The organism is Streptomyces sp. NBC_01268 (assembly GCF_036240795.1).
Taxonomy (GTDB): Bacteria; Actinomycetota; Actinomycetes; order Streptomycetales; family Streptomycetaceae; genus Streptomyces.
In genome coordinates, this window is record NZ_CP108454.1 from 3,271,505 (window position 1) to 3,294,927 (window position 23,423).

General features: G+C 72.4%; 19 protein-coding genes. 8 read left to right on the plus strand and 11 right to left on the minus strand.

Annotated features, from left to right (window positions below; genetic code table 11):
* Positions 1-5: 5 nt before the first annotated feature.
* From OG309_RS14415 to OG309_RS14425, 3 genes are all read right to left on the minus strand, one after another.
* Positions 6-962, minus strand: a complete 957-nt coding sequence (locus OG309_RS14415; protein ID WP_329421068.1) for a DNA-3-methyladenine glycosylase family protein — start codon at positions 960-962, stop codon at positions 6-8.
* A 39-nt stretch (positions 963-1,001) separates the two neighbouring features.
* Positions 1,002-2,120, minus strand: coding sequence for an NDP-sugar synthase (locus OG309_RS14420; RefSeq protein ID WP_366370105.1), 1,119 nt, complete (start codon positions 2,118-2,120; stop codon positions 1,002-1,004).
* A 77-nt stretch (positions 2,121-2,197) separates the two neighbouring features.
* A complete protein-coding gene (locus tag OG309_RS14425; protein ID WP_329421070.1) occupies positions 2,198-3,751 on the minus strand; it encodes an N-acetylmuramoyl-L-alanine amidase in 1,554 nt (517 codons plus the stop codon).
* 136 nt (positions 3,752-3,887) lie between these two features.
* Between OG309_RS14425 and OG309_RS14430 the strand changes: the two genes are divergently transcribed.
* From OG309_RS14430 to OG309_RS14445, 4 genes are all read left to right on the plus strand, one after another.
* Positions 3,888-4,643 (plus strand): TIGR03089 family protein, encoded by a 756-nt coding sequence (locus OG309_RS14430; protein WP_329421071.1) that lies wholly within the window; start codon positions 3,888-3,890, stop codon positions 4,641-4,643.
* A gap of 386 nt (positions 4,644-5,029) precedes the next feature.
* Positions 5,030-6,166 (plus strand): LCP family protein, encoded by a 1,137-nt coding sequence (locus tag OG309_RS14435; RefSeq protein ID WP_329421073.1) that lies wholly within the window; start codon positions 5,030-5,032, stop codon positions 6,164-6,166.
* Between the two features lie 256 nt (positions 6,167-6,422).
* Positions 6,423-8,174, plus strand: a complete 1,752-nt coding sequence (locus OG309_RS14440) for an LCP family protein (protein WP_329421074.1) — start codon at positions 6,423-6,425, stop codon at positions 8,172-8,174.
* A gap of 53 nt (positions 8,175-8,227) precedes the next feature.
* Positions 8,228-9,946, plus strand: coding sequence for an LCP family protein (locus OG309_RS14445; protein WP_329421076.1), 1,719 nt, complete (start codon positions 8,228-8,230; stop codon positions 9,944-9,946).
* A gap of 78 nt (positions 9,947-10,024) precedes the next feature.
* Here OG309_RS14445 and OG309_RS14450 read toward each other — a convergent pair whose 3' ends face one another.
* Positions 10,025-11,041 carry a glycosyltransferase family 2 protein gene (locus OG309_RS14450; RefSeq protein ID WP_329421077.1) on the minus strand — a complete coding sequence of 339 codons (1,017 nt, stop codon included), beginning with the start codon at positions 11,039-11,041 and terminating at the stop codon, positions 10,025-10,027.
* A gap of 126 nt (positions 11,042-11,167) precedes the next feature.
* Between OG309_RS14450 and OG309_RS14455 the strand changes: the two genes are divergently transcribed.
* Positions 11,168-12,649, plus strand: a complete 1,482-nt coding sequence (locus OG309_RS14455) for an LCP family protein (protein ID WP_443067566.1) — start codon at positions 11,168-11,170, stop codon at positions 12,647-12,649.
* Between the two features lie 44 nt (positions 12,650-12,693).
* Here OG309_RS14455 and OG309_RS14460 read toward each other — a convergent pair whose 3' ends face one another.
* Positions 12,694-13,227, minus strand: coding sequence for an acyl-CoA thioesterase (locus OG309_RS14460; RefSeq protein WP_329421081.1), 534 nt, complete (start codon positions 13,225-13,227; stop codon positions 12,694-12,696).
* A 131-nt stretch (positions 13,228-13,358) separates the two neighbouring features.
* On the opposite strand from OG309_RS14460, the gene OG309_RS14465 reads away from it, so the two are divergent.
* Positions 13,359-14,636, plus strand: a complete 1,278-nt coding sequence (locus tag OG309_RS14465; protein ID WP_329421082.1) for an LCP family protein — start codon at positions 13,359-13,361, stop codon at positions 14,634-14,636.
* A gap of 25 nt (positions 14,637-14,661) precedes the next feature.
* Here the strand turns inward: OG309_RS14465 and OG309_RS14470 are convergent, their stop codons facing one another.
* Entirely contained in the window at positions 14,662-15,834 is a 1,173-nt protein-coding gene (locus tag OG309_RS14470) for an acyl-CoA dehydrogenase family protein (RefSeq protein ID WP_329421084.1), read from the minus strand.
* Between the two features lie 130 nt (positions 15,835-15,964).
* On the opposite strand from OG309_RS14470, the gene OG309_RS14475 reads away from it, so the two are divergent.
* Positions 15,965-17,302 carry a UDP-glucose dehydrogenase family protein gene (locus OG309_RS14475; protein WP_329421086.1) on the plus strand — a complete coding sequence of 446 codons (1,338 nt, stop codon included), beginning with the start codon at positions 15,965-15,967 and terminating at the stop codon, positions 17,300-17,302.
* Between the two features lie 76 nt (positions 17,303-17,378).
* Here the strand turns inward: OG309_RS14475 and OG309_RS14480 are convergent, their stop codons facing one another.
* The 4 genes from OG309_RS14480 to OG309_RS14495 all read right to left on the minus strand — a co-directional run bounded on the left by OG309_RS14480 (position 17,379) and on the right by OG309_RS14495 (position 21,358).
* Positions 17,379-18,305 (minus strand): membrane dipeptidase, encoded by a 927-nt coding sequence (locus tag OG309_RS14480; RefSeq protein ID WP_329421088.1) that lies wholly within the window; start codon positions 18,303-18,305, stop codon positions 17,379-17,381.
* Positions 18,306-18,532: 227 nt separating this feature from the next.
* Entirely contained in the window at positions 18,533-19,726 is a 1,194-nt protein-coding gene (locus OG309_RS14485; protein ID WP_329421090.1) for a dipeptidase, read from the minus strand.
* On the minus strand, positions 19,723-20,220 hold the full coding sequence (gene purE / locus OG309_RS14490) for a 5-(carboxyamino)imidazole ribonucleotide mutase (protein WP_329428320.1): 498 nt from the start codon (positions 20,218-20,220) through the stop codon (positions 19,723-19,725). Before purE ends, OG309_RS14485 begins: the two co-directional genes overlap by 4 nt.
* 19 nt (positions 20,221-20,239) lie before the next feature.
* Positions 20,240-21,358: a 5-(carboxyamino)imidazole ribonucleotide synthase gene (locus tag OG309_RS14495; RefSeq protein WP_329428322.1), complete on the minus strand. Its 1,119-nt coding sequence runs from the start codon at positions 21,356-21,358 to the stop codon at positions 20,240-20,242.
* A gap of 208 nt (positions 21,359-21,566) precedes the next feature.
* On the opposite strand from OG309_RS14495, the gene OG309_RS14500 reads away from it, so the two are divergent.
* A complete protein-coding gene (locus OG309_RS14500) occupies positions 21,567-22,082 on the plus strand; it encodes a GtrA family protein (RefSeq protein WP_329421092.1) in 516 nt (171 codons plus the stop codon).
* Between the two features lie 63 nt (positions 22,083-22,145).
* Here OG309_RS14500 and OG309_RS14505 read toward each other — a convergent pair whose 3' ends face one another.
* Positions 22,146-23,417 (minus strand): ATP-binding protein, encoded by a 1,272-nt coding sequence (locus OG309_RS14505; RefSeq protein WP_329421094.1) that lies wholly within the window; start codon positions 23,415-23,417, stop codon positions 22,146-22,148.
* Positions 23,418-23,423: the final 6 nt, after the last annotated feature.

Sequence of the window (23,423 nt, forward strand, 5' to 3'; positions counted from 1 at the left end):
CTCGCTCACAGGTGCGCGATGTTGCCGGGCGTCATCCGTGGCGCCCGGCGGGGCGGGACCCTGCCACTGAGCAGGACCAGCCGGGCGGCGCGGTGGCGCTGGCCCTCGTAGGGGGCCAGCAGCTCCAGCATGGCCGCGTCGTCGGCGGTGCGGTCGCCCGCGAGCGCCCAGCCGACGATGCCGGGCAGGTGGAGGTCGCCGGTGGTGACCTCGTCGGGGGCGCCGTTGCTGCGCTGGATCGTCTCCGCGGAGGTCCACGGGCCGATGCCGGGGATCAGTTCGAGGCGGGCGCGGGCCGCCGGCGGGGCCATGGCGGCGGCCTCCTCCATGCGGTGCGCCACGCGCGCCGCGCGCACGATCGTCGCGGAGCGCTTGCCGTCGACGTTCGCGCGGTGCCACTCCCAGGACGGGATCGTCGCCCAGGTGCGGGCGTCGGGCATCGCGTACATGCCGTCCGGGGCCGGGCCGGGGGCGGGCTCGCCGTACTTCCGTACGAGCACGCGCCAGGACCGGTAGGCCTCGTCCGTCGTCACCTTCTGCTCCAGGACCGACGGGATCAGCGACTCCAGCACCAGTCCGGTGCGGGTCAGCCGCAGGCCGCGGCGGGCGCGGTGGGTCGCGGCGAGGAGCCGGTGGCGGGGGACGAAGGCGGCCGGGTCGTCCTCGGCGCCGAGGAGTCCCGGCAGCCGGTCGAGCAGCCAGGGACCGCCGGGCCCCCACGCCTCCGCGCTCGCCGCGCCCCCGTCGAGCCGTACGCGCAGGGTGCCGGCCCCGTCGGGGGTGCGGCTGACCCGCCAGACGGAGCCGTCCGGGGTGACCCGGAAGGTGGGGTCGGCGGGGCCGCGGCGGAGCGGGCCGAGGGTGAGGCCCAGGTCCAGGGGGGCGTCCTCGGAGCCGGGGACGGGGACGTGGCCGCCGCGCACGGTGATGCGGGTGGATTCGGGTGGGAAGCGGCCTGCCATGGGTACGAGCGTATCGGGGCGCCCCCGGCGACGGCGCCGCTACTGGTCCGAGGAGAAGCGGACCGCGCCCGCGGGAAGGGTGGCCTCGCACCAGACGCGGACGCCGTCACGGAGTTCGTTGTCCGGGCCCACGTCCGCGCCGTCGCCGATGACGGCGCCGGTCAGGACCGTGCGGGCGCCGATCCTGGCACCCGCGCCGATGAGGGAGTCGGTGATGACGGCGCCCGGGGCGATGACCGCGTCCGCCAGGACCGTCGAGCCGGAGATCCGGGCACCCGCGCCGACGACCGCGCCGGGGCCGATGACCGTACCGCCGGTGAGCTTGGCGTCGGCCGCGACCACGGCCGTGTCCAGGACCAGCCGGTCGCCGCAGCGGCCGGGGACCGCCGGGGACGGGGCGCGGCCCAGGACCAGGTCGGCGGAGCCGCGGACGAAGGCCTGCGGGGTGCCGAGGTCGAGCCAGTAGGTGCAGTCGACCATGCCCTGGAGGTGGGCGCCGGAGGCGAGGAGCTCGGGGAAGGTCTCGCGCTCCACGGAGACCGGGCGGCCGGTCGGGATGGTGTCGATGACCGACCGGCGGAAGACGTACGCCCCCGCGTTGATCTGGTCCGTCACGATCTCCTCGGGCGTCTGCGGCTTCTCCAGGAACGCCGTGACGCGGCCGGTGGCGTCCGTCGGCACGAGGCCGAACGCCCGCGGGTCCTCGACCCGCGTCAGGTGCAGGGAGACGTCCGCCCCGGAGGACTCGTGCGTGCCGAGCAGCGCGCGGATGTCCAGGCCGGTGAGGATGTCGCCGTTGAAGACCAGGACGGGGGCGTCCGGGCCCGAGCGCAGGTGCGAGGCCGCGTTGCGGATCGCGCCGCCGGTGCCGAGCGGGTCGGTCTCGGTCACGTACTCGATGCTCAGGCCGAGCTCCGAGCCGTCCCCGAAGTACGGCTCGAAGACCTCGGCCAGGTACGAGGTGGCCAGGACGATGTGCTCCACGCCCGCCGCGCGGGCGCGGGCGAGCTGGTGGGTCAGGAAGGGGACGCCGGCCGCCGGGACCATGGGCTTGGGCGTGTTGACCGTCAGGGGACGGAGTCGAGTGCCTTTGCCGCCGACCAGGAGGATCGCTTCTGTCACCTGTCGTCTCTGCTTCCTGTTCGGTTCCGGTCTCATCGCCGGGAGAGGGTCCGTTCGCCCGTCCGTACGATATGACCGGTCAGTTTATGCAGATGGTTGAGTCCCCGATCCCATCAGCGCCTCCCCTGGTACGTGGCCGACGCCGTCCGGGCGGTGCCGAGCTTTCCGTAGAGGCGTGCGCCCGGGCATTCGGTCGCGAAGCCGTCGCGGTGCCCGGAGATGGCGTTGAACCTGACCTTTCTGCCCTTCTTGTAGAGGTTTCCGCCGCCCGATGTGAGATACGTCTTGCCCTGGGGATTCACCCCGTACAGCCCCAGCTTCCACGCGGTCAGCCGTGCGACGGCGGTCACCGCCGCGGCCGGCGGGGTGGTCCCGCCGTAGGTGCCGAGCACGGCGATGCCCATGCTGTTGGTGTTGAACCCGAGGGTGTGGGCGCCCATGACCGGCTTCGTCACGCCGCCGGCGCGGCCCTCGTAGATGTTTCCGCACTTGTCGACGGCGAAGTTGTAGCCGAAGTCCCGCCAGCCGCTGCTCTTCACGTGGTAGCGGTAGATGCTGCGCAGCACGGACGGGGCCTGGCGGCAGGTGTAGCGGTTGCCGGTGGCGCTGTGGTGCACGAAGACCGCCTTGATCGTCTTCGTGTAGACGAAGCCCTTCTCGCGCAGCCGCTCGTCGGCGCCCCAGCCCTTGCGGGTGACGATCCGGGGCCGGGGCCCGATGTACGGCTTCGCCGCGGCGGCCGCCTCCGGAAGGGTCGCCAGGGTCTGGGCGCGGGTGAGGGCGGGGAGCTCGGCCGGGGCGGCCGGCGCGGCCGGGGCCGCGTGGGCTCCTCGGGCGGGCTGGACTGCCCGGGCCGCCGGGGAGCCCGGGACGGAGCGGTCCCGGGTCTCGGTGGCGGGCGGCTCCGGGCCGGGGTCGACCAGCTCCAGGCGCAGGCCGGCGGGGAGCGGGGCGGGCACCGGCCGGGTCCGCCGGGGTCCGGCGTCCTCCGGTGCGCGGCCGTCCCGTGCGGCGTCCTCCGGTGCCGCCTCCCGCGGTACGTACCGGTCCGGCCGGTCCGGCACGTCCCCGTCAGGCGAGGCGTACCCGTCCGGCGCGTAGCCGCCCGGTTCCGCCCCTTCCCCCGCGTGCTCCCCCGGCGCGCCCGCGTCCGGGCGTACGCGGATCTCGACGCCGTCCGAGTCGCCGACCCACAGCGGGGCCGTCGAGCCGCGCAGCGCGCGGGAGTGGCCTTCGTCGGTGCCGGGATCGGCGCCGTGTTCGTCGTTGTGGGTCTCCACCGACTGCCAGTCGGACCAGATGCCGGCGCCGGTGGAGCGGGTGCGGACCTGGACCGAGCCGCGCAGCGAGGCGTGGACGTCGTCCCACACCACGCCGACGAGGGAGAAGGGTCTGACGTCCCGTCGGGCGAGGCCCTGCCCGGCCGCGGCGGCGGAGCCCAGCACCCGGTCGCGCGGGGCGTCCGCGGCCGGGGCCAGGGGTTCGAGCGGGAGCGACTGCGTCGAGCCCGCGGGCTCGGCGGCGGGCGGCACGGCACGGGCCGCGCTCGCGGCTCCGGGCACGGTCGGGAAGGCGCCCGTGGCGCCGGCCGGGGTCGCGGCGGTGAGCGGCAGCGCGAGCACCGCCGCGCAGCTGACGGCGATCGAGGAGGCGAGGTTGGCACGCATGGGCCGATCGTCCGCACCGGGCGGACGTTCCGCGCGCCGGGAATCCTCACGGAAACTGACGCCCCGTCGGGCCGACCGGTGGACCGGGTCACCGGTACGGAGGACCCCGCGGGGGCCCGCGCGTACGCTTGCCCGCGTGAACGCCAGCGACCGTACCCCCGCCGACCTGCTGCGATCCGCGCTCGCCGCGGACCCGGCCCGCCCCTTGGTCACTTTCTACGACGACGCCACCGGTGAACGCGTGGAATTGTCGGTGGCCACCTTCGCCAATTGGGTGGCCAAGACCGCCAACCTGCTCCAGGGCGAGCTGTCCGCCGCCCCGGGTGACCGGCTCGCGCTGCTGCTGCCCGCGCACTGGCAGACCGCGGTGTGGCTGCTCGCCTGCTCGTCCGTCGGCGTGACCGCCGAGGTGGGCGGCGACCCGGCCGACGCCGACTACGTCGTCGCGGGGCCGGAGGGCCTGGAGGCGGGCCTGGCCTGCCCGGGAGACCGGATCGCGCTCTCCCTCGCCCCGCTCGGCCGCCGCTTCCCCGCGCCGCCCGCCGGATACGCGGACTACGCGGTGGAGGTGCCCGGACAGGGTGACCGGTTCGCCCCGTTCGTCCCGGTCGATCCCGACGCGCCCGCGCTCGTCGTCGACGGTACGGAACTGACGGGCACCCAGCTCGTCGAGCGTGCCCGCGCGGAAGCCGCCGGGCTGGGGCTCGCGCCGGGCGGACGGCTGCTCTCCGGGCGTCCGTACGCCGACTGGTCCGGGCTCGCCGCCGGGCTCTACGCCCCGCTGGCCACCGGCGGCTCGGTGGTCCTGTGCCGCAACCTGGACCGGCTGGGGGCCGAGGGGCTCGCCAAGCGGGTGGAGAGCGAGCGGGTGACCGTCACGCTCACCGACTGAGCGGAGGGCCGGGGCGGGGAGCCCCGCCCCGGCCCCCGTCCCCTACCCGGCCCCGTTCCCTACCCGGCCCCGTTCCCTACCCGGCCCCGTCCCCTACCCGGCCCCGTCCCCTTCCCGGCCCCGTCCCCTTCCCGGCCCGCTCTCCCGTTCCCGGCCCCCTCTCCCGCCGCCTCCGCCGCCCCTGCTCCCTGGCCCGCCCCCGCTCCCCGTCCCACCCGTCCGGCCTACCGACGCGCCGAGTCCCCGCGTCCCGGCGGCGTCTCCGGTACATGATCGGCGGGGGGTACCGATGCCTTCCGCACAACCAAGCGCCGGAAGCGACCGTCTACTTCAGCGAGACGACGCCCTCCGGTGCGCCGAAGACGCCATCAAGGACGGACGCAGACGTGACGGACAGCACGGACAGCGCAGACTCGCCGCCGCGACGCAAGAGGCACTGGCTGCGCTGGACCGCTCTGGCCGTGGCGCTCGTGGTGCTGGCCGCGGCCGGGGTCGGGTGGTGGTTCTACCGCAAGCTGGACTCCAACATCACCACGGACACGACGGCCGCCGCCGAGCTCCTCAAGTACGAGAAGGAGCGCCCCTCCCCCGCCGTCAACGCGGCGCGGAACATCCTGCTCATCGGCTCCGACACCCGGGCCGGCGCCGGGAACGGGAAGTACGGGCAGGACGGGGGCAGCCAGCGCTCGGACACCACGATCCTGCTGCACCTGTCCGGCGGCGGGTCCTCGGCAACCGCCGTGTCCGTCCCGCGCGACCTGATGACGACGATCCCCAGCTGCGCCAAGCCCGACGGGACCCGGACCAAGGAGCAGTTTGCCCAGTTCAACTGGGCCTTCGAGTTCGGCGGCACCGCGTGCACGATCCGCACCCTGGAGAAGATGACCGGCATCCGGATCGACCACCACATGGTGATCGACTTCCGGGGCTTCAAGAAGATGGTCGACGCCGTGGACGGGGTCGAGATCTGCCTCAAGGAGCCGATCGACGACGCCGACGCCCACCTGAAGCTGCCCGCCGGGCGCCAGACGCTCCACGGCGAGCAGGCGCTCGGCTTCGTACGGGCCCGCAAGTCGATCGGCAACGGCAGCGACACCGACCGGATGGACCGCCAGCAGCAGTTCCTCGGCGCCCTGGTCAACAAGGTCCAGAGCGACGGCGTGCTGCTCAACCCGACCCGGCTCTACCCCGTCCTCGACGCGGCCACCAAGTCGATCACGACCGACCCGGGCCTCGACTCGCTGCGGGACCTCTACGACCTGGCGCGGTCGATGCGGGCGATCCCCACGGAGAAGGTGCAGTTCCTGACGGTGCCCCGGCGCCCCTACACGTACAACGCGAACCGTGACGAACTGGTGCAGCCGGACGCCGACCGGCTGTTCGCCGCGCTGCGCGCCGACAAGCCCGTGACCGTACGGCCGGGGGGCAACGAGAAGTCCGACCCGGACGGCGGCGCCCCGAGCCCGTCGGACACCCCGTCCTTCTCCGGGCGGAACGCGGCGGACGGGGGCTGCCCGGGGTGAGCGCGAAGGGGGCGGAGTGACATGAATGGCAAAGCAGGGACAAAGGGGAGGGCCACACACCATGGGGTTTGAGCAAATTGCCCGGTTGTAAGGGGCGTGGAATTTGTCACGGACGTCGCCCCACGCTGAACTGGGCGGATAGTGTGACGCGATCCGGTGCTCACGACCGCGTGGTCGCGCACTCGAAGGATCGAACGACCGAGCGTCCGAGGGGGAGGCGCTTCGCGTGTGGCACCGACGGAGGACTCTAGTAACCGTGGACGCGCACAGCCGTGGACGGGCGGACGAGATCGACCCCGCCGACCAGTGGGTGCTCAACCCGCAGACCGGCAACTACGAACTGCGACTGGACCGCTCCGCTGGGCAGTCGCAGCAGGCCCCGTCCCACCCGCGCCCGGGTGCCCGCAGCACCACGCCCGGCCAGAGAGGCCGCGGAGGGCGGGAGCCGCAGGCCGCCCCTGCCCCGGAGACCGCGCCGCCCGTGCCCGGGCAGCGCCGTCGGCGCACCACCGACGCGGGCGGCGGGCAGCCGCCCGTCGGCCGGCGCAAGCGCAGGCCCGAGAAGTCCCGGAAGAAGAAGGTCCTGATCTGGACCGGCGGCACGATGGCCTTCGTGCTCGTCGGTGGCGCCGCGGGGGCCTACGCGCTGTACAACCACTTCGACGGCAACATCAAGACCGTCGACGTGGCCGGCGCGGGCAGCGGCGGCTTCCGCAAGGACGAGGCCTTCAACATCCTTCTCATCGGCACCGACAAGCGGACCGGTGAGGGCAACGCGGGCTACGGCGACAAGAACAGCCCCGGCCACGCGGACACCACGATCCTCTTCCACGTCTCCAAGGACCGGACGAACGCCACGGCGATGTCCATCCCGCGCGACCTGGTCACCACGATCCCCGAGTGCCGGACCAAGCTGCCGGACGGCACGACCAAGACCATTCCCGGGCAGACCCAGACCCGCTTCAACGTGAGCCTGGGCCAGTCCGACCGGGACCCCGGCTGCACGATGCGCACGGTCAAGGAACTCACCGGCCTGACCGTCGACCACTTCATGATGGCCGACTTCAACGCCGTCAAGGAGATGACCGCGGCCGTCGGCGGCGTGAAGGTCTGCCTGGCGAAGCCCGTGAAGGACAAGGACTCCAAGCTGAACCTGCCGGCGGGCGAGTCGACCGTCCAGGGCGAGCAGGCCCTCGCCTTCGTCCGGACCCGGCACAGCTTCGGCAACGAGAGCGACCTGGACCGGATCAAGGTCCAGCAGCAGTTCCTCAGCTCGATGATCCGGCAGATGAAGTCGGACGACACGCTGACGTCCCCGACCAAGATGTACGCGCTCGCCGACGCCGCGACCAACGCGCTCACCGTCGACACGGGCATAGGGAGCATCACCAAGCTCACGGGGCTGGCCGAGGAGCTCGCCAAGATCGACACCAAGAACATCACGTTCATGACGCTGCCGGTCATCGACAACCCGGCCGAGCCCAAGCCGATCACGGTCGTCCCCGACCCGGTGAAGGCCCCGCAGCTCTTCGCGATGATGCAGTCCGACACCTCGCTCACCGAGGTGAAGAAGCAGCAGACGGACGCCAAGAACGCCCAGGCTCAGGCCCAGGCGGCGCTCCTCAAGGGCACGCGCTCCACCGCCCACGCGGTCCGCGTCGACGTCTACAACGGCAGCGGCATCCGCGGTGCGGCGCAGTCCACCATCAACTGGCTGCAGAACGAGCACGGCGTGACGAGGTCGACCAACAAGAGCAACGCCCCCGAGAAGGCGGCCGCGACCACGCTCACCTACGCACCGAACCAGGCCGATCAGGCCCGCAAGCTCGCGGATCTGATGGGTCTGCCCGCCTCGGCTCTCAAGCCGGGCACGCAGGACGCCGGGGAGCGCGAGCCCATGACGCTCGTCCTCGGCGCGGACTTCAAGGGCGCGGGGGTGCCCCTCACCGGACCGGCGAAGGCGCCGGAAGGTGCGCAGACGGCAGACAAGCAGGTGTGCGCGAAGTGACCCGGACGAGCTATCCGGCCTTGGGCCGCACCTGAATGACGAGGAGACCTGGGGTGGGACAGAGCAGCGTGCGACGGGAGGGGGCGCGAGAACGCGCCCCGCACGCCCGCGACTTGGGCTGGGACGAGACCCTCTACGAGGGCGACGAGGAGGCCGGCCCGAGCGCCGGTGTGCCCCGGTCGCGCCGCGGGGGCGGCGGTTCCGGCGACGGTGACGGCGGCGGCCGGTCCGGTCACCGGCGCGGCGGCCCGCGCCGGCGCGCCAAGAAGCCCGGCAAGCGCAAGGTGCTGCGCTGGGTGGCGGCGACGCTGTCGCTGCTGATACTCGGCACGGCCGGCGCCGGTTACCTGTACTACGAGCACCTCAACGGAAACATCCGCAGCGGCGGGCGTTCGGGCGGCGACAGCGGCGTCAGGAAGGGCGCCCCGAACGCGCTCGGCGACACCGCGCTGAACATCCTCCTGATCGGCTCCGACAGCCGCGCCGACGCCAAGAACGTGGCCCTCGGCGGCGGCAAGGGCGACCGCGACCGTGCGGCCCTCGCCGACGTGCAGATGCTGCTGCACGTCTCCGCGGACCGGAAGAACGCCTCGATCGTCTCCATACCGCGTGACACGATCGTCCCGATCCCGGAGTGCAGGGGCGAGGACGGCAAGCGCTACTCCGCCACCACCAGCTCGCCCATCAACGAGACCCTCGCCCGCGGCGGCCCCGGCTGCACCCTCACCACCTGGGAGAAGCTCACCGGGGTCTACATCGACCACTGGATGATGATCGACTTCGCGGGCGTGGTGTCGATGGCCGACGAGGTCGGCGGCGTCCCGGTCTGCGTGAAGACCGGCGTCTGGGACCGGTCGACCCGGCTGGTGCACGGAGGCTCCGGCCTGAAGCTGCCCAAGGGCACCACCGACGTCCAGGGCGAGCAGGCCCTCCAATGGCTGCGCACCCGGCACGCCTGGGGCAACGACCAGGGCCGGGCCAAGGCCCAGCACATGTACATGAACGGCCTGATGAAGAAGCTCCAGGGCCAGAACGCCTGGACCGACACCGGGCGCCTCATGGGCCTCGCCGAGGTCGCGACCAAGGCCTTCCAGGTCTCGGACGAGATCGGCACCGTGAAGAAGCTGTTCGACCTGTCGATGCAGCTGAAGAACGTGAAGATGGACCGGCTCACGACGGCGACGGTGCCGACGGTCGAGTGGCCGCAGAACCGCGACAAGCTGCAGTTGGTGCAGAGCTCCGCCGACAAGATGTGGTCGATGCTCCGCGACGACGTCGCCTTCGACAAGAACGGCGACACGGCCGGCGGCAAGCCGAAGGGCACCGCCTCGGCCAAGCCGACGACGCCCGCCGAGGAGCCCGGTTCCTTCAAGGTCACGGTCGTCAACGGCACCGCGGGCGACGGCCAGGCCGCCGCCGAGGGCCGGGCCGGCACGATGGCCGAGCACCTGCGCGGCAAGGGCTTCGGCCAGGCGGAGTCCTCCCGGACCCCGGAGCCGCGCAAGGACAGCGTGGTCCTCTACCCGAAGGCCGACGGCGACCAGGGCAAGGCGAACGCCGCCGCGGTGGCCAAGTCCCTGGGCCTGCCGGACTCCGCGGTGCGCGCCGACGCGAAGGCGGAGGCCGTCACCCTGGTGATCGGCTCGGACTGGCGTGAGGGCACCACCTACAAGAAGCCGCAGCTCGCGGCGGGCGACCTGCCCGAGGGCGCCGACGACAAGGTGGCCTGCATGGACGTCTACTCCGTCTACAAGTGGGACGGCAAGAGCTGACGCCCGCCCACCCGCGTACGGCGACGGCCGGGCCCCCTCCTGGGGGCCCGGCCGTCGCCGTACGCGGGTGGGGTCCGTTCAGACCGTCTCGCTCGTCACCGCGGGGCGCTTGCTCGCGATGACCTTCCGCGCCAGCGAGCGCGGGCTGGTGAGGAAGCCGTACCCCCACGACATGTGCATGGTCGCCAGCGCCACCGGGATCTGCAGCCGGGCCTTCAGCGAGAGGCCCTTGCCGGCGGGGACGGAGCCCGCGGCGATGGCCGCGAGGTAGCCGGCCGGGATCACGAAACCGAGCGGGGTGAGCGCGACGCCCACGACCAGGCCCGCGGCGATCGCGCAGACGGCGGTCGGCGGCGCCAGGTAGCGCAGGTTGATGGAGCCCTCGTGGTAGCGGGCCACGACGTGCCGCCAGCGGCCGTAGTCCTTGTACTGCTTCGCCAGCGCCCGCACGGACGGCCGGGGGCGGTACTGGACGCGCAGCTCCGGCGAGAACCAGATCAGGCCGCCGGCCTCGCGGATGCGGAAGTTCAGCTCCCAGTCCTGGGCGCGGATGAACTCCACGTTGTAGCCGCCCTGCCGCTCCAGCGCCTCGCGGCGGAAGACGCCCAGGTAGACGGTCTCGGCCGGGCCCGCGGCGCCGCCCGTGTGGAAGGCCGCGTTGCCCACGCCGATCTTGGAGGTCATGGCGGCGGCGACCGCCTCCTCCCAGGCGTTCTCGCCCTCCGCGTGCATGATGCCGCCGACGTTCTGCGCGCCGGTCTCCTCCAGGAGACGGACGGCGGTCGCGATGTAGTTCGGCGACAGCATGCCGTGGCCGTCGACACGGACCACGATCGGGTGACGGGAGGCCTTGATCGCCGCGTTGAGGGCGGCGGGGGTACGACCGGTGGGGTTCGGCACGGTGTGGACCCGGGGGTCCTCGCGCACGAGCTCGGCGGCGATCTCGTCGGTGCGGTCCGTGGACGGGCCGAGCGCGATCACCACCTCCATCTCGCCGTCGTACTCCTGCTCGAGGATGTGACGGACCGAGTTGCGCAGATGCCGCTCCTCGTTGAGGACCGGCATGATCACGGAGACAGGGGGCTTGGCGTTCATCGTCCGCCACGTTACCGCGAATGGGGGACACCGGTGCGCGCCGCCGGGGCCGCTTGCGGGTGGCGCTGATCGTATGGGCCTACGGTGCTCACGGTCCCCTTGTCACACCCGCGGAGGTGTCCCCCGGTGCCCACACCGCCCCGCACGCCCCGTCCCCGGCCCGCCACCCGCCCCGTGCCAGCCCGTCGGAGGCCGACCGGGAAGCGGCGGAGGCCGAGGCGGCCGAGGTGGGGGATGCGGATGGCGACGACGCTCTCGGTGGTCGTGCTGGCCGCCGGGGGGATCGGGCACGCCGTCGTGACGAGCCTGGACACCGGCATCACCCGGGTCGACCCCTTCAAGGACATGAAGAACCGCCCACAGGCCGGGAACGGGATGAACGTGCTGGTCGTCGGCACCGACGGCCGGGACCGGATCACCCCGGAGGAGCGGGCGAAGTACCGGCTCGGCGGTGCGCCCTGCCACTGCACGGACACCGTGATGCTGGTGCACATCTCCGAGGACCGGGAGCGGGCGAGCGTCGTGTCGCTGCCCCGCGACTCGTACGCCGAGATGCCCGAGCACACCGACCTGACCACCGGCCGGCACCACCACGCGCACCCGGTGAAGCTGAACGCCGCGTACGCGGAGGGCGGACCCGGGCTCACCGTGCGGACCGTCGAGTCGATGACCGGGGTGAAGATCGACCACTACCTGGAGGTCGACTTCACCAGCTTCATGAAGACGGTCGACGCGGTGGGCGGGGTGCAGATCTGCACCGCCAAGCCGATGAAGGACTCGTACACCGGGCTCGACCTGGCGGCCGGGCCGCACGAGCTCGACGGCGGGCAGGCACTGCAGTACGTGCGCTCCCGCCATGTCGACGGCGCCGCCGACATCGGGCGGATGCAGCGCCAGCAGAAGTTCCTGGCGGCCCTGATCGACCGGCTGACCAGCGGCGGGGTGCTGTTCAACCCGGTGCGGTTCCGGGAGGTCGCGACGACCGCGCTGGGCTCGGTCCGGGCGGACCAGGGCTTCGGTACGGAGCAGATGCTGGCCCTCGCCAAGGCGATGCGCGGCTTCACTCCGGCCTCGTCGGAGTTCGTGTCCGTGCCGATCGGCCAGATGAGCTTCCCCGTGAAGGGCATCGGCTCCACCGTGAAGTGGGACGCGGCCAAGGCGCAGAAGCTGTTCCAGTCGCTGCGCGAGGACCACCCGCTGACCCCGCAGCAGCCGGTCGCGCCGAAGGGGCCGCGGCCGGTGGACGTGGAGGTCGCGCCGAAGTCGATCCGGGTGCAGGTCTACAACGGGACCCGGACCGACGGGCTCGGCGGGCGGGTGGACGAGGCGCTGCGGGCGAGCGGCTTCGAGACGACCCGGGCGCCGCGGACCGGGTCCGGGCGGGAGCCGGGCCGGACCCTCGTCGAGTTCGACCCCCGCTGGGACCGCTCGGCCCGGACCCTCGCGGCGGCCCTGCCGGGGGCGGAGCTGCGGGCCGTGCCGGGGCAGGGCGGGACGCTGCGGGTGACGGTGGGCGCGGACTACAAGGGGGTCGCGAAGGTCCGGGCGCGGGAGACGCAGTCGGGGCAGTTCGAGGCGGTGACGGGGGACCAGGTGGTGTGCCCGTAGGGGTTGCCCGCGGGCAACCCCTCGGCGTGCCCCTGGGGCGTGCCCTAGTCCTCGTAGCCCTCGGCCGCGCGGCGTTCGCGGAGTTCCTTGATCGCCCGGCGGCGGGCCAGGCGGTGGGTGCGGCGGATCTGGGCTTCCTGGTTGCGGCGCTCGTCGCGTTCGGTCTCCGGGAGGACCGGCGGGACGGGGCGGGGCTTGCCGTCGCCGTCCACGGCGGCGAAGACGAGGTAGGCGGAGCCGACCTGGGTGGCGGGCGTGGACTCGTTCCAGCGCTCGGCCATGACCCGGACGCCGACCTCCATGGAGGACCGGCCGGTCCAGTTGACCTGGGCCTTCACATGGAGCAGATCGCCGACCCGGACCGGCTCCAGGAAGACCATCTCGTCCATGGAGGCGGTGACGGCGGGCCCGCCCGAGTGGCGGCCGGCGACGGCGCCCGCGGCGTCGTCCACCAGCTTCATGATCACGCCGCCGTGCACCGTGCCCAGGAGGTTGGTGTCGTGGCTGGTCATGATGTGGCTCAGCGTGGTGCGGGACGCCGAGGTGGGCTTGCCCGGGATGTCGCCCTGATCTGTCATGCGCTCTACCTTATGCCTGGTCCGTCGCCCGGTCCCGACACCGTCCGCTTTGCATCAGCTTGGCAACAGCGCCGACCCGATTCCCCACCCGGCCTGTCGGGGCGACCGGGCCTGACGGCAGACTGGTCCACATGAATGACTGGCCCGACGCCCAGCCCGAGGGACCCCGCCGGATGCGCCACGTGCAGCGCCCGCAGGTCCCCCAGCAGCAGCCTCAGCAGCCGCCGTACGGGCAGCGGCAGCACGGGCAGCAGCAGTACGACCAGGGGTACAACCCCAACTTCACGCAGGCGCAGGGCAGCGGCTACGACTCGGGCTACGGCGACGCCCAGGTGTACGGCGCCCCGCAGGGCGGCGGCCGGGGCGGCGGGCAGGGCACCGTGCCGCCGCAGTACGCCCCGCACCCCGCCGGCGGTCCCGGCGCCCGGCCCGACTGGCGGCGCCGGATCAAGATCGGTTCGATCGTGCTGGCGATCGCCGTGGTCGGCTGGAGCGTCGGCACCTACGCGTGGGCCAGCTCGCGGATGCGCAACGAGGTCGACCTGGCCAAGGTCATCGAGCGCCCGTCCGAGGGCGACTGCACCACGTACCTGATCGTCGGCTCCGACAGCCGTGAGGGCATGTCGGCCGAGGAGAAGAAGAAGCTGCACACGGGCTCCGCCGAGGGCAAGCGGACCGACTCGATGATGATCCTCGCCGCCTGCTCCAGCGGGAACACGATGGTCTCGCTGCCCCGTGACTCCTGGGTGACGATCCCGTCGTTCGTGGGCTCGGAGTCCGGCAAGAAGTACGCGGAGCGCGGCGGCTCCAAGCTGAACGCCGCGTACGCGATGGACGGCCCGGAGCTGCTCGTCCGCACGGTGGAGTTCAACACCGGCCTGCGCATCGACCACTACGCGGAGATCGGCTTCGCCGGCTTCGCGAACATCGTGGACGCGCTCGGCGGGGTCGAGCTGAACATCGAGAAGGGCTTCAAGGACAAGAAGTCCGGCGCGGACTTCCAGTCCGGCACCCAGACCCTCAACGGCGAGCAGGCGCTGGCCTTCGTCCGTACCCGCTACGCGTTCGCCGAGTCGGACCTGGCGCGGACGAAGAACCAGCAGAAGTTCCTGTCCGCCCTGGCCAACCAGGCGGCGACGCCGGGCACGATCCTCAACCCGTTCGCGCTGTACCCGACGCTGGGCGCGGGCCTGGACACGCTGATCGTCGACAAGGACATGTCGCTGTACGACCTGGGGAAGATGTTCTTCGCCATGAAGGGCATCAGCGGCGGCGACGGCAAGTCCATGAACATGCCGATCAGCGGCTCCGCCCCGCAGAACTCGCTGCGCTGGGACAAGCCGAAGGTGAAGCAGCTCGTCGAGCAGATCCGCAACGACGAGCCGGTCACGGTCACCTCGGACCGCTGACCGGTGACCGGCTCGTGCGCCTCCCTTACGGGAGGTTGCGGGCCATGACGATGCGCTGGACCTGGTTGGTGCCTTCGTAGATCTGGGTGATCTTGGCGTCGCGCATCATGCGCTCGACGGGGTAGTCGCGGGTGTAGCCGTAGCCGCCGAGGAGCTGGACGGCGTCGGTGGTGACCTCCATGGCGACGTCGGAGGCGAAGCACTTGGCCGCGGCGCCGAAGAAGGTCAGGTCGCCGTCGAGTCGTTCGGACTTGGCGGCGGCGGCGTAGGTGAGCTGGCGGGCGGCTTCGAGCTTCATGGCCATGTCGGCGAGCATGAACTGGATGCCCTGGAAGTCGGCGATGGGCTTGCCGAACTGCTTGCGTTCCTTGACGTAGCCCTTGGCGTAGTCGAGGGCGCCCTGGGCGATGCCGATGGCCTGGGCGGCGATGGTGATGCGGGTGTGGTCGAGGGTCTTCATGGCGGTGGCGAAGCCGGTGCCCTCGGCGCCGATCATGCGGTCGGCGGGGATGCGGACGTTGTCGAGGTAGACCTCGCGGGTCGGGGAGCCCTTGATGCCCAGCTTCTTCTCCGGGGCGCCGAAGGAGACGCCCTCGTCGCTCTTCTCGACGACGAAGGCGCTGATGCCCTTGGAGCGCTTGTCCGGGTCGGTGACGGCCATCACGGTGTAGTACTCGGAGACGCCGGCGTTGGTGATCCACCGCTTGACGCCGTTGAGGACCCAGAAGTCGCCGTCGCGTACCGCGCGGGTCTTCATGCCGGCGGCGTCCGAGCCCGCCTCGGGCTCGGACAGCGCGTAGGAGAACATCGCGTCGCCCTTGGCGAGCGGGCCGAGGTACGTGGCCTTCAGCTCCTCCGAGCCGGACAGCACGACCGGCAGCGAGCCCAGCTTGTTGACCGCGGGGATCAGCGAGGAGGAACCGCACGCGCGCGCGACCTCCTCGATCACGATCACCGTGGCCAGCGCGTCGGCACCCGCGCCGCCGTAGGACTCGGGGACGTGGACGGCGTGCAGGTCCGCCGCGACCAGCGCGTCCAGGGCCTCCTGGGGGAACCGGCCCTCCTCGTCCACCGCCGCGGCGAACGGCGCGATCTTCGCCTCCGCCAGCGCACGGACCGTCTCACGGAGCATGTCGTGCTCCTCCGACGGGCGGTACAGGTCGAAATCAGCGGCTGAGTTGTTCTTTCCGGACGCCAACGCTCACTCACTCCCAGGCTTGCTAACTACCGTTAAGTAACCCAAAGGGTAGGGCGTGACCGGGCCGCGATCCAGGCCCCGACTATGCTCGGGCAGGCATTTCCCCGCCCGTACGCACAGGGAGTCCCGCATGGCCCTCAAGATCACCGTGATCGGCACCGGATACCTCGGCGCCACACACGCCGCGGCCATGGCTGAGCTCGGCTTCGAGGTCCTGGGGCTCGACGTCGTGCCCGAGAAGATCGCTCTGCTCGCCTCCGGCCGGGTGCCGATGTACGAGCCGGGCCTGGAGGAACTGCTCGCGCGGCACGTGGACGGGATCGAGGGATCCAGCGGGCGGCTGCGGTTCACCACCTCCTGGGAGGAGGTCGGCGCCTTCGGCGACGTCCACTTCGTCTGCGTGAACACCCCGCAGAAGCACGGCGAGTACGCCTGCGACATGTCGTACGTCGACGCCGCCTTCGCCTCGCTGTCCGGCGTGGTGCGCGACGGCGCGCTCGTCGTCGGCAAGTCGACCGTTCCCGTCGGCTCGGCCCAGCGGCTCGCCGGACTGCTGCCCGAGGGCGTCGAGCTGGCCTGGAACCCCGAGTTCCTCCGCGAGGGCTTCGCCGTGCAGGACACCCTGCACCCGGACCGGATCGTGGTCGGCGTCGCCGAGGGCGCGCGCGGCGAGCGGGCCGAGAAGCTGCTGCGCACCGTGTACGCGGTGCCGATGGCGGAGGGGTCGCCGTTCGTGGTGACCGACTACCCGACCGCCGAGCTGGTGAAGACCTCCGCCAACTCCTTCCTCGCCACGAAGATCTCCTTCATCAACGCGATGGCGGAGGTCTGCGAGGCGGCCGGCGGCGACGTCGCCAAGCTGGCCGAGGCGATCGGGCACGACGAGCGGATCGGCAACAAGTTCCTGCGGGCCGGCATCGGCTTCGGCGGCGGCTGCCTGCCCAAGGACATCCGGGCCTTCATGGCGCGGGCCGGCGAGCTGGGCGCGGACCAGGCGCTGACCTTCCTGCGCGAGATCGACTCCATCAACATGCGGCGCCGCGCCTCCATGGTGGAGATGGCGCGCGAGGCGCTGGGCGGGGGCTTCCTCGGCAAGCGGGTGGCGGTGCTCGGCGCGACCTTCAAGCCGGACTCGGACGACGTGCGCGACTCGCCCGCGCTGAACGTGGCGGGCCAGATCCACCTCCAGGGCGGCCAGGTCACCGTCTACGACCCCAAGGGCATGGCCAACGCGCGCCGGCTCTTCCCCACGCTGGCGTACGCGGACACGGTCGTCGAGGCGGTGCGCGGGGCGGACGTGGTGCTGCACCTGACCGAGTGGCGGGAGTTCCGCGACGCGGTGGATCCGCTGGAGCTGGCGGGGGTCGTCTCGTCGCCCGTGATCCTGGACGGGCGCAACGCCCTGGACCCGGAGCGGTGGCGCGAGGCGGGCTGGACCTACCGGGCGATGGGGCGGCCGCGGGCCTGACGGGCGCGCGGGCGGACGAGGCGAACGGGCAGGGGCCCGGCAACGTCGGTGGACGTGCCGGGCCCCTGCGTCGTGCTCAGGCGGCCTTCAGCCGCGTCGTTCTCGCGTGGAACTCCGTTTCGCGTAGGACGCGCGTGGCGTTGCCGTGCGCGAGGGCGACCAGGTCCCGGGCGGGCCAGGCCCTGCGGAGGAGCTCCGCGAAGAGCGGGGCGTAGCCGGTGGCCGGGTCGGTCGCGTGGGAGATGCCGGTCGCTCCGGGGCCCGCGAGGGTACGCAGGCGGTCCAGGGCGTCGGCCGTCGCCGACACGTCCGGTGTGACCGGGACCATGCAGACACCCTCGCGCTCGCCGAGCAGGCGCAGGACGTCGTCCGGCATGCCGTCGGGTTCCGCGCGGGTGAGCAGGACCGGGGCCCGGCCGACCGCGAGGGTCTGACGGACGGTGTCCGGGTCGGCCCCCGCGAGGTCCACGGTGAGACCGAGGCGGTTCATCTCCCGTACCGCCTCACGGGCGAAGCGGTCGAAGCGGGTGAGGCCGACCGCCCGTGCTCCGAGCGCGTGGTACGCCCGGAGCGCGGCGACCGAACCGCCGACCGCCTCCCAGCTCACCGGCCCGAGCAGGGCCGCGACCCGGCCGCAGGCGAGGGCATGGGCCATCTCCGACGTGGTGTGCGCCAGGCGCAGTTCCTCGGGGAAGGCGGCCACCAGCGCGCGGACCGCGTCGATCCGGCGCAGGGTGCCGAGCACGCCCTCGTCCGCGCCCACGCGCAGCGACCAGAGCTGGGCTCCCGCCTCCGGCGCCCGGACCGGCGCAAGGTCGTCCGGGTCGAGCACGCGGGGCGGTTCCGCGTGCCCCTCGACGACCGGCTGCGCCGCGAGCAGGGCGCGCGCACGGGTCGACTCGTCGAGGGGCCGGGGATGTTCGGGGGGATCCTGGTCGCCCGCGGACGCGGCGTGGGCGACGGTGAACGTCATGGTGGTGGGATCGTCGAGCAGATCTGCCATGGGTGACTCAACTCCGTACTACTAGGCAGTACGGCCACCGTGCCACCGGCCCCTGGGCGCGGCGCGGTGGGCTGCTCCGTTCGGGCGACGGCGGGCGGGTCGGGCCAGGCCGGACCGGGACGGGTCGGAACGGGTCGGAAGGGGTCGGGTCGGGTCGGGACACGCGAGAGGGCCCCGTCACCGACGGGGCCCTCTCCTGGTCGATCGCCGAAGGGTCGGACGCGCGCCTACGCGTCGAGCGACGCGATCGTCGCCACCGACGGGCCCCGCAGCGCGCGCTGCTCGCGGGACACGGCTTCCGCGTCGCGCAGCACCCGTACCGCGTTGGACCAGGTCAGCTTGGCCAGGTCCGGGTGGGACCAGCCGCGGGTGAGGAGCTCCGCGATCAGGTTCGGGTAGCCCGCGACGTCGTCGAGGCCGGACGGGGTGAAGGCGGTGCCGTCGTAGTCGCCGCCGATGCCGATGTGGTCGATGCCGGCGACCTCGCGCATGTGGTCGAGGTGGTCGGCGACCGTGGCGGCCGTCGCGATCGGGCGCGGGATCCGCGCCTCGAAGGCACGGTGGATCTCCATCGCCTCGGGGGTGGTGTCGAGGTGGTCGAAGCCGTGGGCGCGCAGGTTCTCGTCGGCCAGGGCGGTCCACTCGACGGCGGCGGGCAGGATGAACTTCGGCACGAAGGTGGCCATCGCCACACCGCCGTTGGCGGGCAGCCGCTCCAGGACGTCGTCCGGGATGTTCCGCGGGTGGTCGCAGACGGAGAGCGAGGAGGAGTGCGAGAAGATCACCGGCGCGGCGGTGGTGTCCAGCGCGTGGCGCATGGTGGTGGCGGCGACGTGCGAGAGGTCGACCAGCATGCCGGTGCGGTTCATCTCGCGGACGACCTCGCGGCCGAAGGCGGTCAGTCCGCCGGCCCGCGGCGCGTCGGTCGCGGAGTCCGCCCAGTCGTTGTTGTCGTTGTGCGTGAGCGTCATGTACCGCACGCCCAGGGTGTGCAGGGCGCGCAGGGTGGCGAGGGAGTTGTTGATCGAGTGGCCGCCCTCGGCGCCCTTGAGGGAGGCGATCCGGCCGTCCTTGCGGGCCGCCTCCATGTCGTCCGCGGTGAGCGCGGGCGCGAGGTCCGCCGGGTACCGGTCGAGCAGCTGGTCGACGACGTCGATCTGCTCCAGGGTGGCGCTGACGGCGTCGTCGCCGGTGAGCCGGCAGGGCACGTAGACCGACCAGAACTGGGCGCCGACGCCGCCGGCCCGCATCCGGGCCAGGTCGGTGTGGAGCGCGCCGCTCTGGTCGCCGGCGATGTCCAGCTTGTCGAGGTCGTAGCCGCAGTGCTCGCGCAGCGCCCAGGGCAGGTCGTTGTGCCCGTCGACGACGGGGGCGGAGGCGAGGAGTTCCCGCGCCTCCGCGAGGCGGTCGGCCGCGGTCATCGGGCGAACCCGAAGGTCTCCGCGCCCTCGACCTTGGCCCGCAGCCGCTTGCCCTTCTCGGTCGCCTGGTCGTTCAGTTCCTGCTGGAAGTCCCGCATGCGGACGAGGAGTTCGGGGTCGTGCGTGGCGAGGATGCGGGCCGCGAGGAGGCCCGCGTTGCGCGCGCCGCCGACCGAGACGGTGGCGACCGGGACGCCGGCCGGCATCTGCACGATGGAGAGCAGCGAGTCCATGCCGTCGAGGTACTTCAGCGGCACCGGGACGCCGATGACGGGCAGCGGGGTGACCGAGGCGAGCATGCCCGGCAGGTGGGCGGCGCCGCCCGCGCCCGCGATGACCGCCTTCAGGCCGCGCTCGGCGGCCTGCTCGCCGTACGCGATCATCTCGCGCGGCATGCGGTGCGCGGAGACGACGTCGACCTCGTACGCGATCTCGAACTCGTCCAGGGCCTGCGCCGCGGCCTCCATGACGGGCCAGTCCGAGTCGGACCCCATGACGATGCCAATGAGCGGATTACTCAACGATCGTTCCTCGCAGGTAGTCGGCGGCGTGGCGGGCGCGCTCCAGCACGTCGTCCAGGTCGTCGCCGTAGGTGTTGACGTGGCCCACCTTGCGACCGGGCTTCACGTCCTTGCCGTACATGTGGATCTTCAGCTGCGGGTCCCGGGCCATGCAGTGCAGGTACGCGGCGTACATGTCCGGGAAGTCGCCACCAAGAACATTGCACATCACGGTCCACTTCGCGCGGGGGCGCGGGTCGCCCAGCGGAAGGTCGAGGACGGCCCGGACGTGGTTGGCGAACTGCGAGGTGACCGCGCCGTCCTGGGTCCAGTGGCCGGAGTTGTGCGGGCGCATGGCGAGCTCGTTGACGAGGAGGCGTCCGTCAGCGGTCTCGAAGAGCTCCACGGCCAGGTGGCCGACGACGTCGAGCTCCTTGGCGATGCGGAGGGCCAGCTCCTGCGCCTGGCCCGCCAGCTCGTCGGAGAGTCCGGGGGCGGGCGCGATCACGGTGTCGCAGACGCCGTCGACCTGCCGGGACTCCACGACCGGGTAGGAGACGGCCTGCCCGTGCGGGGAGCGGACGATGTTCGCGGCGAGCTCGCGCGCGAAGTCGACCTTCTCCTCGGCGAGGACCGGGACCCCCGCGCGGAACGCGTCGTGGGCGTCCGCCTCGGAGCGCACGAACCAGACGCCCTTGCCGTCGTAGCCGCCGCGCACGGTCTTCAGGATGATCGGGAAGCCGTCGCCCTCGGCGGCGAAGACCGCCGCGTCGGCCGGGTCGGCCACCAGGCGGTGCCGCGGGCTGGGCGCGCCGATCTCGTCGAGCCTCGCCCGCATCACCCCCTTGTCCTGGGCGTGCGCGAGGGCCGCACGGCCGGGACGGACGGCGATGCCGTCCGCCTCCAGGGCCGCCAGGTGCTCCGCGGGCACGTGCTCGTGATCGAAAGTGATCACGTCGCAGCCGCGCGCGAAGTCACGCAGCGTGTCCAGGTCGCGATAGTCGCCGACGACGACCTCGCTCACCACCTGGGCCGCCGAGTCCTGCGGGGTGTCACTGAGCAGCTTGAACTTGATGCCGAGGGGGATACCCGCCTCGTGGGTCATACGGGCGAGCTGACCGCCACCGACCATGCCGACTACCGGGAACGTCACCCTCTTAGGGTATCCGCACAACTTCCGGACACTCGTCCGGCTGTGTTTTGTCACAGCCCGGAGTGGGTTCGCACACGGATCGCGAGCAACACAGGCGGGTGACAGGAGGGCTGGTTAGCATGGTTTGGTTGACGCCGTCCGGGCGTCGGCCGGAGCAATCCGAAACGGACGGGACAGAGCCATCACGATGAGTGAACCCGGCGCGCTGCGCATGCGAGTGGACCGGCTCGTCCGCGAGGTAGCCAAGTTCGGCGTGGTCGGCGGACTGGGCGTCCTGGTGAACCTGGTGGTCTTCAACCTGGTCCGCCACCTCACCGACCTCCCGGTGGTCAGGGCGAGCATCATCGCCACGGTCGTGGCGATCGCCTTCAACTACGTGGGGTTCCGCTACTTCACGTACCGCGACCGCGACAAGTCCGGGCGGACCAAGGAACTGACCCTGTTCCTGCTGTTCAGCCTGGTCGGCATGGTGATCGAGAACGGCGTGCTCTACGCGGCGACGTACGGCTTCGGCTGGGACACCCCGCTGGCGAGCAACTTCTTCAAGTTCTTCGGCATCGGCGTCGCGACCCTGTTCCGCTTCTGGTCGTACCGGACCTGGGTCTTCAAGGCGCTGCCCGCGAAGGAGGCGGTGCAGACCGCCGAATCGTTCCTGGAGCAGGCACCCCGCCAGACCTCCCGCAAGCAGCCCGACCGGGTCTGACCCCGGTCCGCTCCCGGCCGGGTCCGATCCCGGCCCCGTCGACTCCCGTGACGCCCGGTCCGCTCAGCGGACCGGGCGTTCCCGCTCCGCGTCCTTGTGGCTGCGGACCTCGCGGCCCAGGAAGAGCGCGAACACCGGCGGCTGCTGCTGGAGCAGTTCCAGACGCCCGCCGTCCGCCTCCGCGAGGTCCCGGGCGACCGCGAGGCCGATGCCCGTGGAGCTGCGCCCGCTGACCGCCCGCTCGAAGATCCGCGCCCCGAGGTCGGCGGGGACGCCGGGGCCCTCGTCGGTGACCTCGATCACCGACTGGTTGCCGGTGACCCGGGTGCGCAGCGCGACCGTGCCGCCGCCGTGCATGAGCGAGTTCTCGATCAGCGCCGCCAGGACCTGGGCGACCGCGCCCGGGGTGCCCACGGCCCGCATGCCCTGCTTGCCGGAGTGGACGATGGCCCGGCCCACGCTGCGGTAGGCGGGGCGCCACTCCTCGATCTGCTGCTTGATGACCTCGTCCAGGTCGAAGGCGACGGCGGAGCCCGTCCGCGGGTCGCGCGAGTTGGTGAGCAGCCGCTCGACCACGTCGGTCAGCCGCTCGACCTGGGTGAGCGCGATCGTCGCCTCCTCCCGGACCGTGTCGAGGTCGTCGGCCATGGCGACCTCCTCCAGGCGCATGGAGAGGGCCGTGAGGGGCGTACGGAGCTGGTGGGAGGCGTCGGCGGCGAGCCGGCGCTCGGCGGTGAGCATCCGGGCGATCCGCTCGGCGGAGTTGTCCAGGACGTCCGCGACCCGGTCCAGCTCGGGCACCCCGTACCGCTTGTGCCGGGGGCGCGGGTCGCCGGAGCCGAGCCGCTCGGCGGTCTCGGCGAGGTCCGTGAGCGGCGAGGCCAGCTTGTTCGCCTGCCGCACGGCGAGCAGGACGGCGGCCACCACGCACAGCAGCGCCACGCCCGCGATGATCATCAGCGTGCGGGCGACCTCGTCGGTGATGACCGAGCGGGCCTCCTCGACGGTCACCGTCTCGCCGCGCTCGCCCTCCGCCAGGCCGCGGATGACCTGGCCGCTCGGGCGGGCGCCGATCTCGATGGGGTCGCGGCCGGGGATGGTGATCCGGGCGTAGCGCTTGGCTCCGCTCTGCTCGGCCAGGATGTCCGGGTTGACCGGCTCCCCGCCGATGAGCCGGCTGTCCACGATGGAGACGATCCGCAGGGCCTCCGAGTCCACGCTCTCCTGGGCGCTGCTGGAGATGGTGCGGGACTCGACGATGACCAGGGAGACGCCGAAGACGGCGATGACGACGAGCACCACGGCGAGCGTGGAGTTGATCAGGCGGCGGCGCACGGAGGT